At 39.3% G+C, this 14,119-nt stretch carries 13 protein-coding genes; 12 read left to right on the forward strand and 1 reads right to left on the reverse strand.

Annotated features, from left to right (window positions below; translation table 11 throughout):
- Window positions 1-9 precede the first annotated feature (9 nt).
- The 10 genes from lepA (at window position 10) to deoC (ending at window position 12,204) form a co-directional block, all read left to right on the forward strand.
- Window positions 10-1,845 (forward strand): translation elongation factor 4, encoded by a 1,836-nt coding sequence (gene lepA, locus V7121_RS12265; protein WP_335496508.1) that lies wholly within the window; start codon window positions 10-12, stop codon window positions 1,843-1,845.
- A 78-nt stretch (window positions 1,846-1,923) separates the two neighbouring features.
- The gene (hemW, locus tag V7121_RS12270; RefSeq protein WP_335496506.1) at window positions 1,924-3,057 is read left to right on the forward strand and encodes a radical SAM family heme chaperone HemW; all 1,134 of its coding nucleotides are present in this window, start codon (window positions 1,924-1,926) and stop codon (window positions 3,055-3,057) included.
- Window positions 3,058-3,177: 120 nt separating this feature from the next.
- The gene (gene hrcA, locus V7121_RS12275; protein ID WP_335546701.1) at window positions 3,178-4,209 is read left to right on the forward strand and encodes a heat-inducible transcriptional repressor HrcA; all 1,032 of its coding nucleotides are present in this window, start codon (window positions 3,178-3,180) and stop codon (window positions 4,207-4,209) included.
- 203 nt (window positions 4,210-4,412) lie between these two features.
- The gene (gene grpE / locus V7121_RS12280; RefSeq protein WP_335496501.1) at window positions 4,413-5,012 is read left to right on the forward strand and encodes a nucleotide exchange factor GrpE; all 600 of its coding nucleotides are present in this window, start codon (window positions 4,413-4,415) and stop codon (window positions 5,010-5,012) included.
- 29 nt (window positions 5,013-5,041) lie between these two features.
- Window positions 5,042-6,877, forward strand: coding sequence for a molecular chaperone DnaK (dnaK, locus tag V7121_RS12285; protein ID WP_335546703.1), 1,836 nt, complete (start codon window positions 5,042-5,044; stop codon window positions 6,875-6,877).
- Between the two features lie 248 nt (window positions 6,878-7,125).
- Window positions 7,126-8,256: a molecular chaperone DnaJ gene (gene dnaJ / locus V7121_RS12290; RefSeq protein ID WP_335496495.1), complete on the forward strand. Its 1,131-nt coding sequence runs from the start codon at window positions 7,126-7,128 to the stop codon at window positions 8,254-8,256.
- An 18-nt stretch (window positions 8,257-8,274) separates the two neighbouring features.
- Complete coding sequence (gene prmA, locus V7121_RS12295; RefSeq protein ID WP_335546705.1) at window positions 8,275-9,216, forward strand: 50S ribosomal protein L11 methyltransferase; 942 nt, start codon at window positions 8,275-8,277, stop codon at window positions 9,214-9,216.
- A 66-nt stretch (window positions 9,217-9,282) separates the two neighbouring features.
- Window positions 9,283-10,032, forward strand: a complete 750-nt coding sequence (locus tag V7121_RS12300; RefSeq protein ID WP_335496493.1) for a 16S rRNA (uracil(1498)-N(3))-methyltransferase — start codon at window positions 9,283-9,285, stop codon at window positions 10,030-10,032.
- Between the two features lie 6 nt (window positions 10,033-10,038).
- Window positions 10,039-11,406, forward strand: a complete 1,368-nt coding sequence (gene mtaB / locus V7121_RS12305) for a tRNA (N(6)-L-threonylcarbamoyladenosine(37)-C(2))-methylthiotransferase MtaB (protein ID WP_335546707.1) — start codon at window positions 10,039-10,041, stop codon at window positions 11,404-11,406.
- A 123-nt stretch (window positions 11,407-11,529) separates the two neighbouring features.
- Window positions 11,530-12,204 (forward strand): deoxyribose-phosphate aldolase, encoded by a 675-nt coding sequence (deoC, locus tag V7121_RS12310; RefSeq protein ID WP_335546709.1) that lies wholly within the window; start codon window positions 11,530-11,532, stop codon window positions 12,202-12,204.
- A gap of 29 nt (window positions 12,205-12,233) precedes the next feature.
- Here deoC and V7121_RS12315 read toward each other — a convergent pair whose 3' ends face one another.
- On the reverse strand, window positions 12,234-13,175 hold the full coding sequence (locus V7121_RS12315; protein WP_335546711.1) for a Na/Pi symporter: 942 nt from the start codon (window positions 13,173-13,175) through the stop codon (window positions 12,234-12,236).
- Between the two features lie 215 nt (window positions 13,176-13,390).
- On the opposite strand from V7121_RS12315, the gene rpsU reads away from it, so the two are divergent.
- Together rpsU and V7121_RS12325 are read left to right on the forward strand one after the other, a co-directional pair.
- Window positions 13,391-13,564, forward strand: coding sequence for a 30S ribosomal protein S21 (gene rpsU, locus V7121_RS12320; protein ID WP_007087607.1), 174 nt, complete (start codon window positions 13,391-13,393; stop codon window positions 13,562-13,564).
- A 15-nt stretch (window positions 13,565-13,579) separates the two neighbouring features.
- Window positions 13,580-14,026, forward strand: a complete 447-nt coding sequence (locus V7121_RS12325) for a GatB/YqeY domain-containing protein (protein ID WP_335496482.1) — start codon at window positions 13,580-13,582, stop codon at window positions 14,024-14,026.
- Window positions 14,027-14,119: the final 93 nt, after the last annotated feature.

The raw sequence follows: 14,119 nt of genomic DNA on the forward strand, positions 1-14,119 counted from the left end.
TGAAATACCGTGAACAATAATGAAAGACTTAAACGACAATCAAAAATTAGAAATTTCTCAATTATTGCCCATATTGACCATGGGAAATCAACATTGGCGGACCGAATCCTCGAAAAAACCAATGCTTTAACCTCTCGGGAAATGAAAGATCAGCTTTTGGATTCAATGGATCTTGAAAGAGAACGAGGGATAACCATCAAGTTAAATGCGGTTCAGTTAAAATACAAAGCCAAAGATGGGGAAGAGTATATCTTCCATTTAATTGATACACCGGGACATGTCGATTTTACCTATGAGGTTTCAAGGAGCCTTGCAGCTTGTGAAGGGGCTGTTTTAGTCGTTGACGCTGCGCAAGGAATAGAAGCACAGACACTGGCAAACGTTTACCTTGCCCTTGATAACGATCTTGAGATATTACCAGTCATCAATAAAATTGACTTACCTAGTGCAGATCCGGAACGCGTTCGTGGAGAAATTGAGGATATCATAGGTTTGGACGCTTCGGAGGCTGTATTAGCATCAGCAAAGGCTGGAATCGGGATTGAAGAAATCCTTGAACAAGTCGTTCAAAAAGTCCCTGCACCACAGGGAGACCCTGAAGCACCATTGAAGGCGTTAATTTTCGATTCGCTCTATGATGCCTACCGCGGCGTTGTAGCCTATATCCGTGTGGTCGAGGGAACAGTTAAAGTTGGCGATAAAGTCAGAATGATGGCTACAGGCAAAGAATTCGAAGTTAATGAGGTTGGCGTATTTACACCGAAAGCGACCTTACTTAATGAGTTAACCGTTGGAGATGTTGGCTTTTTATCTGCTTCAATTAAAAATGTCGGAGATACTCGTGTCGGTGATACGATTACCAATGCTAAAAATGGAGCAACGGAACCACTTCCAGGTTATCGGAAACTCAATCCGATGGTTTATTGTGGTCTATATCCGATCGATACAGCGAAATTTAATGATTTACGTGAAGCTCTTGAAAAGCTTCAGTTAAATGATTCCTCCCTTCAATTTGAACCAGAAACTTCGCAAGCACTTGGCTTCGGTTTCCGTTGCGGCTTCTTAGGATTGCTTCATATGGAAATCATTCAAGAGCGGATTGAACGGGAATTTAAAATCGATTTAATTACAACTGCCCCAAGTGTTATCTATCATGTTCATATGACAGATGGTTCTGAAATAAAGGTGGATAATCCATCAGATTTACCAGATCCACAAAAAATTGACCGTGTCGAAGAACCTTATGTTAAGGCAACCATGATGGCACCTAATGATTATGTAGGAACAATTATGGAACTATGCCAACTTAAACGTGGAATTTTCGTTACCATGGAATATCTTGCTGAAAATAGAGTAAGTATTATTTATGAAATGCCGTTAGCGGAAATTGTTTATGATTTCTTTGATCAATTGAAATCAAGCACTAGGGGTTATGCATCCTTCGATTATGAACTGATTGGTTATAAACCGTCCAGTCTGGTTAAAATGGACATATTGTTAAATGCTGAGAAAGTCGATGCCCTGAGCTTTATTGTCCATAAAGACTTTGCTTATGAACGTGGAAAGATTATTGTTGAAAAGCTGAAGGAGCTAATTCCAAGGCAGCAGTTTGAAGTACCAATTCAGGCAGCTGTTGGTCAAAAGATTATTGCTCGTTCTACCATTAAAGCCATGCGGAAGAATGTTTTAGCAAAATGTTACGGTGGAGATATCTCCCGGAAACGTAAATTGCTAGAAAAGCAAAAAGAAGGTAAGAAGCGGATGAAACAAGTTGGGTCCGTTGAAGTACCACAAGAAGCATTTATGGCCGTCTTAAAAATGGACGACAGCAACACAAAAAAATAAACGAGCGGGAGGTTAGGACAAGCCATTTTAGGCGAATTCTAGCCTCTTTTTGTTCCAACAACTGAGGAAGTGAAAGTAATGATTAAATCTGCCTATCTCCATATCCCTTTTTGTGAGCATATATGCCATTATTGTGATTTTAATAAAGTTTTTCTTAAAGGACAGCCGGTAGATGACTATATAAATGCACTTGATCTAGAAATGAAAATGACTTTAGATCAATTTCCGACCAACGATTTAAATACCATATTTGTCGGTGGAGGTACCCCGACATCGTTAAACGAGCAGCAGATTTATCAATTTTGTGAAAGTATTAACAGAAATTTGCCTAAGCACAAGTCGGTAGAATTTACCTTCGAAGCTAATCCTGGTGATTTAACGATGGGGAAATTAAAAATATTAAAAGAGGCTGGTGTGAACCGCATTAGCCTTGGAGTTCAAACGTTCAATGAGGAATTACTGAAAAAAATTGGCCGTGTTCATAAAGCGAAGGACGTATATCAAACAATTGACAATGCAAAGTCCTTAGGATTTGAAAATATCAGTATTGACCTTATCTTTAGTTTACCTTCACAAACCCTAACTGATTTTAAGGAAACGTTAACAGAGGCTTTTTCACTTGATATCACCCATTATTCTGCATACTCTTTAATCATTGAGCCCAAAACCGTCTTTTATAACTTAATGAAAAAAGGAAAGCTGCCCACTCCTGGGGAAGATACGGAAGCAGCTATGTACGAATTATTAATGGAAGAAATGGAAAGGCATGGGTTTAACCAATATGAGATAAGCAATTTCTCGAAACCAGGATTTGAGAGCATCCATAATCTAACGTATTGGAATAACGAGTCATATTATGGGTTTGGTGCTGGAGCACATAGCTATTTAAATGGGCTCAGACGTTCAAATATTGGTCCTTTAAAAAGGTATCTGGATCAAATCAATGGTGGTTCCCTGCCTGTGATGGAAGAACATCAAACCACAAAAGTTGAACAAATGGAAGAAGAAATGTTTTTAGGTTTACGCAAAACAGCTGGTGTTTCAATTACCCATTTTATTGAAAAATTTGCGGTTGACCCACTACAATTATTCGAAAAGGAGATAGTGGAATTAACAGCAAAAGGGTGGTTAGAAGTGGGAAAAGATCATATATTCTTAACAAAAAAGGGGAGACTGCTAGGAAATGAAGTTTTCCAGGCATTTCTAAGATAAGTTTTTGAACAGTTTCAGAGGTTCTCTGTTCTTTTTGATTGACACCATCCCCCTTCATTTGATAATTTATTAATATAATTAGCACTCGGTAACCAGGAGTGCTAACAGAGGTGATGAAAGTTGCTAACAGATCGTCAATTGTTAATTCTACAGGTTATTGTTGATGACTTTATTCGATCTGCCCAACCAGTCGGCTCAAGAAGTTTGTCGAAAAAAGAGGAAATTTCCTTCAGTTCGGCAACTATTCGTAATGAAATGTCCGATCTTGAAGAGTTGGGGTATATTGAAAAGACACATACCTCATCAGGGCGTGTCCCATCGGAAAAAGGTTATCGCTATTATGTTGACCATCTCCTGTCTCCACAGGTATTAAATCAACATGATGTATCGATTATCCAATCGATTTTTGCAGAGAAGATTTTCGAGTTTGAAAAAATTATCCAAAGATCTGCAAAAATCTTATCGGACTTAACGAATTACACATCGATTGTTCTCGGTCCTGCTGTCAGTGTTAATAAATTGAAAAGAATTCAAATTATCCCGTTAAACAAAGAAACCGCAGTGGCTATTTTTGTCACAGATACGGGCCATGTTGAGAACAGGACCTTTTCTTTACCACCATCAATAGATGTAAGTGATTTAGAAAAAACAGTGAATATCTTGAATGATCGTTTAGCAGGTGTGCCTCTCGATGACTTAAATGATAAGATCTATAAGGAAGTAGCGATGTTGTTAAGGCAGCATATTAATAATTATGATTTAATGCTGCATACAATTGCCGATTCTTTAAAGATGCCAATTAATGAAAAACTTTTCTTTGCTGGAAAGACGAATATGTTAAGCCAGCCGGAGTTTCATGATGTAACCAAACTCCGCAGCCTTTTAACAATGATTGACCAAGAAGAATGGATTTATAATTTAATCCGAAATGATTCAGCTGGAATTCATGTTAAAATTGGCACAGAAAATAATAATAGCGTTATGGATCATTGCAGCTTAATTACTGCTACCTATTCGGCGGGGGTTGAAAATCTAGGTACGATAGCCATCCTAGGTCCGACAAGAATGGAATATTCACGAGTGATTAGCTTATTACAATTTTTAAGTAAGGATTTAACAGCGGTCTTAACAAACCTGTATCAAAATAAATAACACGGGTAATATTGAGTAAGGGTGAATTACCTGATAATTCACCAAGGGTGAAATTATTTGGTTCACCAAGGGTGAAAGTATTTGGTTCACCAAGGGTGAAAGTATTTTCTTCACCAAGGGTGAAAGTATTTTCTTCACCCCTTTTACTATGAATATGAATTATCCTATAAATGGTAGTAAATGCTTTAAGGGAGGTGAGTAAGTTGACGAATGAAAATAATAATACGCTAAATGAAGAAATAGATGTTGAAAGCACTGATCATGTTGAACTTACCGATGAAAAAACGGTTGAAGCTGTTTTTGAAGAAGGTACAGCAACAAGTGAAGCAGAGGCCCTTCCTGTTGATGAAAAGGACCAAGAAATTCAATCACTGAAGGCAAAGCTAGAGGAAGCGGATAATCGCTACCTACGATTGCAAGCAGATTTTGATAATTTTCGGAGACGTACTAGATTAGATCAAGAAGCGAACCAAAAATATAGAGCTCAAAAACTAATCACAGATCTATTACCTGCAATTGACAATTTTGAAAGAGCAATGAAAATTGAGGCTGATAATGAACAAACCAAGACACTCTTACAAGGAATGGACATGGTTTACCGAAGTTTGCTAGATGCCTTAAAAAATGAAGGTGTTGAACCAATTAATGCGGTTGGTAATGAGTTCGACCCTCATCAGCATCAGGCAGTAATGCAAGGTGAAGATGAAAACTACGGATCCAACATTGTTACAGATGAATTTCAAAAAGGTTATTTGTTAAAAGACCGCGTCATCCGACCTGCAATGGTAAAAGTAAATCAATAAGATTACATATTTTTTAGGAGGAAAAGGAAATGAGTAAAATTATCGGTATTGACCTTGGTACAACCAACTCTTGTGTTGCTGTCCTTGAAGGCGGCGAACCAAAAGTCATTCCAAATCCAGAAGGCAATCGTACGGCTCCTTCCGTTATTGCATTTAAAAATGGGGAGCGTCAAGTTGGTGAGGTTGCTAAACGTCAAGCAATTACCAATCCTAATACAATCATGTCCATCAAACGTCATATGGGCACAAATTATAAAGTAGAAATTGAAGGGAAAGAATATACACCACAAGAATTGTCTGCTATTATCCTTCAATACTTAAAATCTTATGCAGAAGATTACCTTGGCGAACCAGTGACAAAAGCAGTTATTACTGTACCTGCTTACTTTAATGATGCGGAACGTCAAGCAACAAAAGATGCCGGTAAAATTGCTGGTCTTGAAGTAGAACGTATTATCAATGAGCCAACCGCGGCAGCTCTTGCGTATGGATTAGACAAAACAGATGAAGATCAAACAATCCTTGTTTATGACCTTGGCGGTGGTACATTCGACGTTTCCATTCTTGAATTAGGTGACGGTGTATTCCAAGTTAAAGCAACAGCTGGTGACAATCGCCTTGGTGGGGATGATTTTGACCAAGTCGTGATTAATTATCTTGTCGACCAATTTAAAAAAGAAAATGGAATTGACCTTTCACAAGACAAAATGGCTTTACAACGCTTAAAGGATGCGGCTGAAAAGGCGAAAAAAGATCTTTCAGGCGTTACTTCAACACAAATTTCATTACCATTTATCACTGCAGGCCCTGCAGGTCCGCTTCACCTTGAAGTTACAATGACTAGAGCAAAATTTGATGAATTATCTGCACATCTTGTTGAACGGACAATGGGTCCTACTCGCCAAGCATTGAGTGATGCTGGGTTAACTCCTTCAGAAATTGATAAAGTTATCCTAGTGGGTGGTTCAACTCGTATTCCAGCAGTTCAAGAGGCTATTAAAAAAGCAACTGGCCAAGAGCCTCACCGTGGAGTTAACCCGGATGAAGTGGTTGCGATGGGTGCTGCGATTCAAGGCGGTGTTATTACTGGAGACGTGAAAGATGTTGTCTTACTAGACGTAACTCCACTTTCCCTTGGTATCGAAACAATGGGCGGTGTATTTACAAAGTTAATCGATCGTAACACAACGATTCCTACGTCTAAATCACAAGTATTCTCTACTGCTGCTGATAATCAGACAGCTGTGGATATCCATGTCCTTCAAGGTGAACGTCCAATGGCTGCAAATAACAAGACCTTGGGACGCTTCCAGTTAACAGATATTCCACCAGCTCCACGTGGAATTCCACAAATTGAAGTTAACTTTGATATCGATAAGAATGGTATCGTAAATGTGCGCGCTAAAGATCTTGGTACAAATAAAGAACAACAAATCACAATTAAATCGTCAACCGGATTATCAGATGAAGAAATTCAAAATATGGTTCGTGAAGCTGAAGAAAATGCAGAAGCAGACAGACTTCGTAAAGAAGAAGTAGAACTTCGTAATGAAGCCGATCAACTTGTCTTTACAACCGAAAAAACTTTAAAAGACCTTGAAGGTAAGGCTGATGCTGGTGAAGTAGCTAATGCGAATGAAGCAAAAGAGGCGTTGAAAGCTGCAATTGAAAAGAACGACCTTAATGAAATCCGTGCGAAAAAGGATGCATTACAAGAAATCGTTCAAGCTTTAACCGTTAAGCTTTATGAGCAAGCAGCGGCTGCACAGCAAGCACAACAAGGTGGTCCTGAGGCAGGAAATGCCGCTGGTCCTAAAGATGATGTCGTTGATGCAGAATTTGAAGAAGTAAAAGAAGATAAATAGAAAAGCAGAAGCGCCTTGTCCAGGGGCGACAGGCTTAAGACGAACTGGCGAGAAGGTTGCTTTTTACCTTCTTGACAGTTTGCTGTAGACCTTCGAGCCCCTAGGCGCTGGAGCTAGACATTTATAAGAGTTATTACAGCTCAGAAAAAAGTCAAAGTCAGAACGATGGGCTTTGGCTTTTTTATTGCAATAACAATGCCATAAATGATAGAATAACCTTTATGTGACAGATTCGGGAGTGGGTAATCATGAGTAAACGGGATTACTATGAAGTACTAGGAATTAGTAAAAGTGCTTCAAAGGATGAAGTAAAAAAGGCTTATCGTAAGCTATCAAAAAAATATCACCCAGATATTAATAAAGAAGCCGATGCGGCTGATAAATTTAAGGAAATAACGGAAGCATACGAAGTATTAAGCGATGATCAAAAAAAGGCCCATTATGACCAATTTGGCCATACCGATCCAAACCAAGGCTTCGGCGGCGGTGGAGATTTCGGCGGCGGCTTTGGCGGGTTTGAAGATATCTTTAATACTTTCTTTGGCGGCGGTGGAGGCGGTCGCAGGCGCGATCCAAATGCCCCAAGACAAGGAGCCGACCTGCAGTACACGATGACTGTATCATTTGAAGAGGCAGCCTTTGGTAAAGAAACAGATATTGAAATCCCACGTGAAGAAACATGTGGTACATGTAATGGCTCAGGTGCAAAGCCTGGAACAAAGCCGGAAACATGCCAACACTGTCATGGAACGGGGCAGTTAAATGTCGAACAAAATACTCCATTTGGGAGAATTGTCAATCGACGGACCTGTAATCACTGTAATGGAACTGGAAAAGAAATTAAACATAAATGTGTAACTTGCGGTGGTAAAGGGAAAGTACAAAAGCGCAAGAAAATTCATGTTAAAATTCCTGCGGGGATTGATGATGGTCAACAGCTTCGCATGTCAGGTCAAGGCGAAGCCGGCATTAACGGTGGACCAGCCGGTGATCTTTATGTGGTCTTCCATGTAAGACCGCATGAGTTCTTTGAAAGAGATGGCGATGATATATATTGTGAAATGCCGATCACTTTCGTACAAGCGTCATTAGGTGATGAGATTGAAGTACCTACGTTACACGGGAAAGTGAAGCTGAAAATTCCTGCTGGAACACAAACGGGGAAAAAATTCCGTCTAAAAGGAAAAGGTGTTCCTAATGTTCGAGGATACGGTGTAGGCGATCAATACATTCTTGTCCGGATTATTACTCCAACAAAATTATCGGATAAGCAGAAGCAACTATTAAAAGAATTCGCAGAGCTAAGCGGCTCATCTCCGATAGGTGAACACGAAGAAAGTTTTTTCTCGAAAGTAAAAAGAGCCTTTAAAAGCGAGTAAGGATTGGAGTTGGTAGATGTGAAGTGGTCTGAAATCAGTATTCACACAACAAATGAGGCGATTGAACCTATTTCTCATATTTTGCATGAAGCTGGTGCGAGTGGTGTAGTTATTGAGGATCCATATGAACTGACAAAAGAGCGTCAAGATCAATTTGGAGAAATCTATCAACTCAATCCTGATGATTATCCAGAAGAAGGCGTTATTTTAAAGGCGTACCTACCTGTTAATAGCTTTTTAGGTGAAACGGTGGATGCTATAAAAGAATCGATAAATAATTTAATTATTCATAATATCGATATTGGTAAAAATAAAGTAACGATTAGCGAAGTAAATGAAGAAGAATGGGCAACTGCTTGGAAAAAATATTATCATCCGGTCAAAATTTCTGAAAAGTTTACCATTGTACCGACTTGGGAGATTTATACTCCAGTCAGCAGTGATGAATTAATAATTGAATTAGATCCAGGTATGGCGTTTGGAACGGGGACACACCCAACAACAGTCCTATGCATTCAGGCTTTAGAAAGAACGGTTCGTCCTGGTGACCGGGTAATTGATGTTGGAACAGGCTCGGGAGTATTAAGTATTGCTGCTGCAATGTTAGGTGCGGAAGATGTCCGCGCATTTGACCTTGATGAGGTAGCAGTAACAACAGCAAGAGTGAACATCAAACTCAATAAAGTCAGTAATCGAGCCGTCACAGCACAGAATAATCTGCTGGATGATGTTGAGGAAAATTCAGCTGATATCGTTGTGGCCAATATCTTAGCTGAAGTCATTTTGCGTTTTACAGATGATGCTGCAAAGGTAATTAAACCAGGTGGGTCGTTCATTGCCTCTGGAATTATTAAGCAGAAAAAAGATCAAGTCAAAGAGGCTTTAATTGCTTCTGGTTTTGAAATATCCGAAACCATTTTAATGGAAGATTGGGTTGCTATTGTTGCGAAACGGATATAATGGTTGAATAAAAGGGGGACATACCCCTTTTTTTCTTGCAAATTGTTTTAGGAAGGGTGCAAAGCTGTGCAGCGATACTTTGTTAAACAACGAGCAGAAGGCAATCGGTTTGTGATTGATGAAGAGGACCGCCACCATATCGTTAAAGTGATGCGCATGCAAATTGGTGACAAAATTATTTGTGTTGATCCAGAAGGGAAGCAAGCATTGTGTGCTCTTGCAGAATTTACCGATACAAGTGTGGTTGCAGACGTTGTACAATGGAAAGAGTTGGTCCCTGAGCTGCCCATATCAATTACGATTGCTAGTGGTCTGCCTAAAGGGGACAAGTTGGAATGGATTATCCAAAAGGGAACGGAACTTGGCGGTCATCGGTTTCTTCCATTTGCAGCTGCACGTTCAGTGGTAAAATGGGATGAAAAAAAAGCAATCAAAAAAATTGACCGGTGGCAAAAAATCGCAAAGGAAGCGGCTGAGCAATCTCATCGTGCTTTTTTACCGGAAGTGATGAGTCCGATAAGCTTTAAAGAATTGCTAGTAAACAGCAAGGATTTTGATTATAAATTAGTCGCTTTTGAAGAAGAGAGTAGAAACGGAGAAACTTCCGTTTTTGCATCGACTCTAAATAAAATAAACAAAGGTGAGTCTCTTCTTTTGGTCTTTGGACCTGAAGGAGGATTAACTGATGAAGAGATTCGTCAACTACTGGATTCTAAATTTTTAGTTTGTGGATTAGGACCGCGGATCTTACGGACGGAAACAGCGCCTTTATATGCACTATCAGCTATTTCCTATCATTTTGAATTAATGAGGTGAAAAACAATGGCAACAGTTGCGTTTCATACTTTAGGGTGTAAAGTAAATCACTATGAAACTGAGGCTATTTGGCAGTTATTTAAACAAGAAGGCTACGAACGAGTTGATTTTGAATCAATTTCCGACGTTTATATTATTAATACATGTACCGTAACAAATACCGGCGATAAGAAAAGCCGTCAGATCATTCGTCGCGCTGTCAGGAAAAACCCTGATGCGGTTATTTGCGTAACTGGTTGTTATGCACAAACCTCACCTGCTGAAATTATGGCAATTCCTGGTGTGGATATTGTGGTTGGAACACAGGACCGGATTAAAATGCTCGAATATATTGAGCAATACAAGCTTGAGCGCCAGCCAATTAATGGTGTTGGTAATATTATGAAAAGCCGTGTCTATGAAGAACTAGATGTCCCATCATTTACTGACCGGACACGAGCCTCTTTAAAGATTCAAGAAGGATGTAACAACTTCTGTACCTTCTGCATTATCCCTTGGGCCCGCGGTTTAATGAGATCACGTGATCCAAAGGAAGTCATCCATCAAGCACAGCAATTAGTTGATGCTGGTTATCAGGAAATTGTTCTTACAGGAATTCATACGGGCGGTTATGGAGAAGACATGAAGGATTACAATCTTGCTCAATTACTTCGTGATCTGGAATCAGTTAATGGGTTAAAACGACTGCGGATTTCTTCAATTGAGGCTAGTCAGATTACGGATGAAGTAATTGAAGTAATTAAACACTCGCCTATTGTCGTTCGTCATTTGCATATTCCATTGCAATCTGGATCCAATTCTGTTCTAAAAAGAATGCGTCGTAAGTATACGATGGAGTTTTTTGGAGAAAGATTAGACCGTCTAAAAGAAGTTCTTCATGGCTTGGCAGTTACTTCCGATGTTATTGTAGGTTTCCCAGGTGAAACTGAGGAAGAGTTCATGGAAACATATAATTTTATCAATGAGCACAAATTTTCTGAACTGCATGTATTCCCTTATTCAAAACGTACAGGGACCCCTGCAGCACGGATGGAAGACCAAGTCGATGAAGAGGTCAAAAATGACCGAGTTCATCGCTTAATCTCTCTTTCAGATCAACTGGCAAAGGAATATGCTTCACAATTTGAAGGCGAAGTATTAGAAGTAATCCCTGAAGAGGTTTCGAATGATGAAGCTGGATCCGGCAACTTGATGGGGTATACTGATAATTATATGAAAGTTATTTTTGCAGCATCTGAAGATTTAATTGGTAAAATTGTAAAGGTGAAGATTACCAAAGCAGGCTATCCTCATAATGAAGGTCAATTCGTAAAGGTTGTTGCTGATTTAGTTTCAAAAGCTGAATTATTCATGGAAGAAGAAGCTGCCATTTAAGGACCATTTAGGTCCTTTTTTTTTATTTTAATTAGGACAAAATATTATCAGCAGCAAATTTCTTTCTACTCCACTCAGGAACGTAATAATTATTTCGAATGGAAACCGAAGGGAGCAAGGTAAATGACAACTACTAATATTGCTGCAATGATTGACCACACCTTACTCAAGCCTGAAGCGACCAGAGAGCAGATTGAATCTTTATGCCGAGAGGCGAAGGAATATAAATTTGCTTCGGTTTGTGTAAACCCAACATGGGTGAGCACTGCAAAAGAGCTGCTCCAAGGCAGTGAGGTTATGGTTTGTACTGTAATTGGATTTCCATTGGGAGCGACTACCTCTGAAACAAAAGCGTTTGAGACTAAAAACGCCATTGAGCACGGCGCTTATGAAGTGGATATGGTTATTAATATTGGAGCATTAAAAGATCATGATGATGAGTTAGTAGAAAAGGATATCCGTGCTGTTGTTGAAGCTGCGAGGGGTAAAGCACATACAAAGGTTATCATTGAAACCAGTTTATTAACAAAGGAAGAAAAAATCCGTGCCTGTGAGCTGGCAGTAAAAGCAGGAGCAGATTTTGTCAAAACCTCAACAGGATTTTCTACCGGCGGGGCAACAGCAGAAGATATTGCCTTAATGAGGAAAACTGTGGGTCCTGACTTGGGTGTTAAGGCATCGGGCGGGGTAAGAAGCACAGAGGATGTTGAAAAAATGATTGAAGCCGGTGCGACAAGAATTGGAGCTAGTTCAAGCATCGCCATCGTCAACGGCCAAACCGTAACTTCTAATTATTAAAATAAGACGGCTTAATTGCCGTCTTGTTTTTATGTTAGAGGATTTTTTGGTTTTCGATCATGGAAAAATAAAATCATTTTACCAAACCGGGTTGCAAAAGGTAAAACCATTAAAGAAGTAGAAACATTAAAAATTACACTAATATGAGCTAACTGTACGTTCTTTGTTTCCGCTAAAAACGAAGCGTTGTCCGTTAGGGTTGGGATAAGCGGGATGAAAAGTAGCACCCCCAATACATTCAGCCAGACATGGGCAAAAGCCGCTAATCGCGATTCCTTTCCGCCTCCAATCGATGCAATCAGGGCTGTAATACATGTCCCGATATTAGCACCTAGCACAATCGCGATTCCTGCATCCAGATGCAATAGTCCAGCTGTTAGAAAACCCATTGCAATCCCTGTCATTGCCGTACTTGATTGAATGATGGCAGTCATGATTGTGCCTGTTAAAAGGCTTAAAAGAATTTGATCATTAATCGAGAGGATATAATTATTGATTATTTCCATTGATGTTAAAGGCTCTGCTAATAATTCGAAGCCCTTCATCGCCGTGAACACAGCAGCGATTCCAAATAAGAGCATTCCGATACTTCTCGCTTTTTTATTTTTAAATAAAATGAGCAATGCCCCGCTGATTGCTAGTGGAACAAGGGCTCTGTCAATATTAAAGGTAATTAACTCTGTTTTAAAGGTAGTTCCAATATTTGTCCCTAGGATAATCCCAATCGATTGAGGGAAGTTCATAATTCTTGCTGAAATTAATCCAATCGTAATCACCATAACGGCAGTACTACTTTGCAAAAGAGCGGTAATAAATGTTCCCGTCAGCATCCCTTTTAAAGGTGTACTAGTTAATTTGATCAGCCAGTCTTTTAATTTATTGGCCGATAAATTAAACAGACCAAACCTAATAATCATCATCCCAAAAATAAAAATTAAAATACATAAAATAAATAAAAGTATGTATACCATTCATAGACCCCCTCCCCTTCATTCTATGTTGGTGAATTTGGGACATGCCGAATTTAAGGGAATTTAATACATGCCATTTATTAAATGGGTAAAAATAATAAAAAGCTTGTTTTATCATTACGAATTTCAGTTGACCTTGTATCAAGGTTATATTATAATTGCAAGGTACATGGATTGAATGTTAGTGTGTTGTGTTTCGGAGGGAGGGAAAGAGAATGTCTAAAACCGTCGTTCGTAAAAACGAATCGCTTGAAGATGCTCTTCGTCGCTTCAAACGTACAGTATCAAAAACTGGTACTTTGCAAGAGGCAAGAAAGCGCGAATTTTATGAAAAGCCAAGTGTAAAACGTAAGAAAAAGTCTGAAGCAGCTAGAAAACGTAAGTTTTAAGAGAGGGTGTAATACATGAGTCTTCTCGAGCGTTTGAATAATGATATGAAACAAGCGATGAGAAACAAGGAAAAAGACAAACTCTCAGTTATTCGGATGGTCAAAGCTTCCTTGCAAAATGAGGCCATTAAGCTCGGTACGAAAGAGCTTACCGAAGATGTAGAGCTAACAGTCCTTTCTCGCGAAGTAAAACAACGCAAAGACTCCCTCCATGAATTTGGTAAAGCTGGTCGTGAAGACCTAGTTGATAAGTTGCGCACGGAATTGGCTATTGTTGAAGTGTATATGCCAAAACAGCTTTCTGAAGAGGAACTGGCAGAAGTCGTTAAAGAAACAATTTCTGAAGTCGGCGCAAAATCAAAAGCAGAAATGGGAAAAGTGATGTCTGCGATTATGCCTAAAGTAAAGGGCAAAGCAGATGGGGCACTTGTAAATAAACTTGTACAACAACACCTTTCATAGTATTCTGACATAAAGACTGCAGGCTTCTGGCTTGTGGTCTTTTTATTTTATTATGAAACTTAATCGTACATCATACGTAATAAATATAGTCGA

Source organism: Neobacillus drentensis (genome assembly GCF_036962125.1).
Lineage (GTDB): Bacteria > Bacillota > Bacilli > Bacillales > Cytobacillaceae > Neobacillus > Neobacillus drentensis_B.

Bases quoted from the DNA above. Each gene is read 5' to 3' on its own strand.
- V7121_RS12325 (WP_335496482.1), top strand. From the start codon at position 13,580: ATGAGTCTTCTCGAGCGTTTGAATAATGATATGAAACAAGCGATGAGA.
- rpsU (WP_007087607.1), top strand. From the start codon at position 13,391: ATGTCTAAAACCGTCGTTCGTAAAAACGAATCGCTTGAAGATGCTCTT.
- V7121_RS12315 (WP_335546711.1), bottom strand. From the start codon at position 13,175: ATGGTATACATACTTTTATTTATTTTATGTATTTTAATTTTTATTTTT.
- deoC (WP_335546709.1), top strand. From the start codon at position 11,530: ATGACAACTACTAATATTGCTGCAATGATTGACCACACCTTACTCAAG.
- dnaK (WP_335546703.1), top strand. From the start codon at position 5,042: ATGAGTAAAATTATCGGTATTGACCTTGGTACAACCAACTCTTGTGTT.
- dnaJ (WP_335496495.1), top strand. From the start codon at position 7,126: ATGAGTAAACGGGATTACTATGAAGTACTAGGAATTAGTAAAAGTGCT.
- hemW (WP_335496506.1), top strand. From the start codon at position 1,924: ATGATTAAATCTGCCTATCTCCATATCCCTTTTTGTGAGCATATATGC.
- mtaB (WP_335546707.1), top strand. From the start codon at position 10,039: ATGGCAACAGTTGCGTTTCATACTTTAGGGTGTAAAGTAAATCACTAT.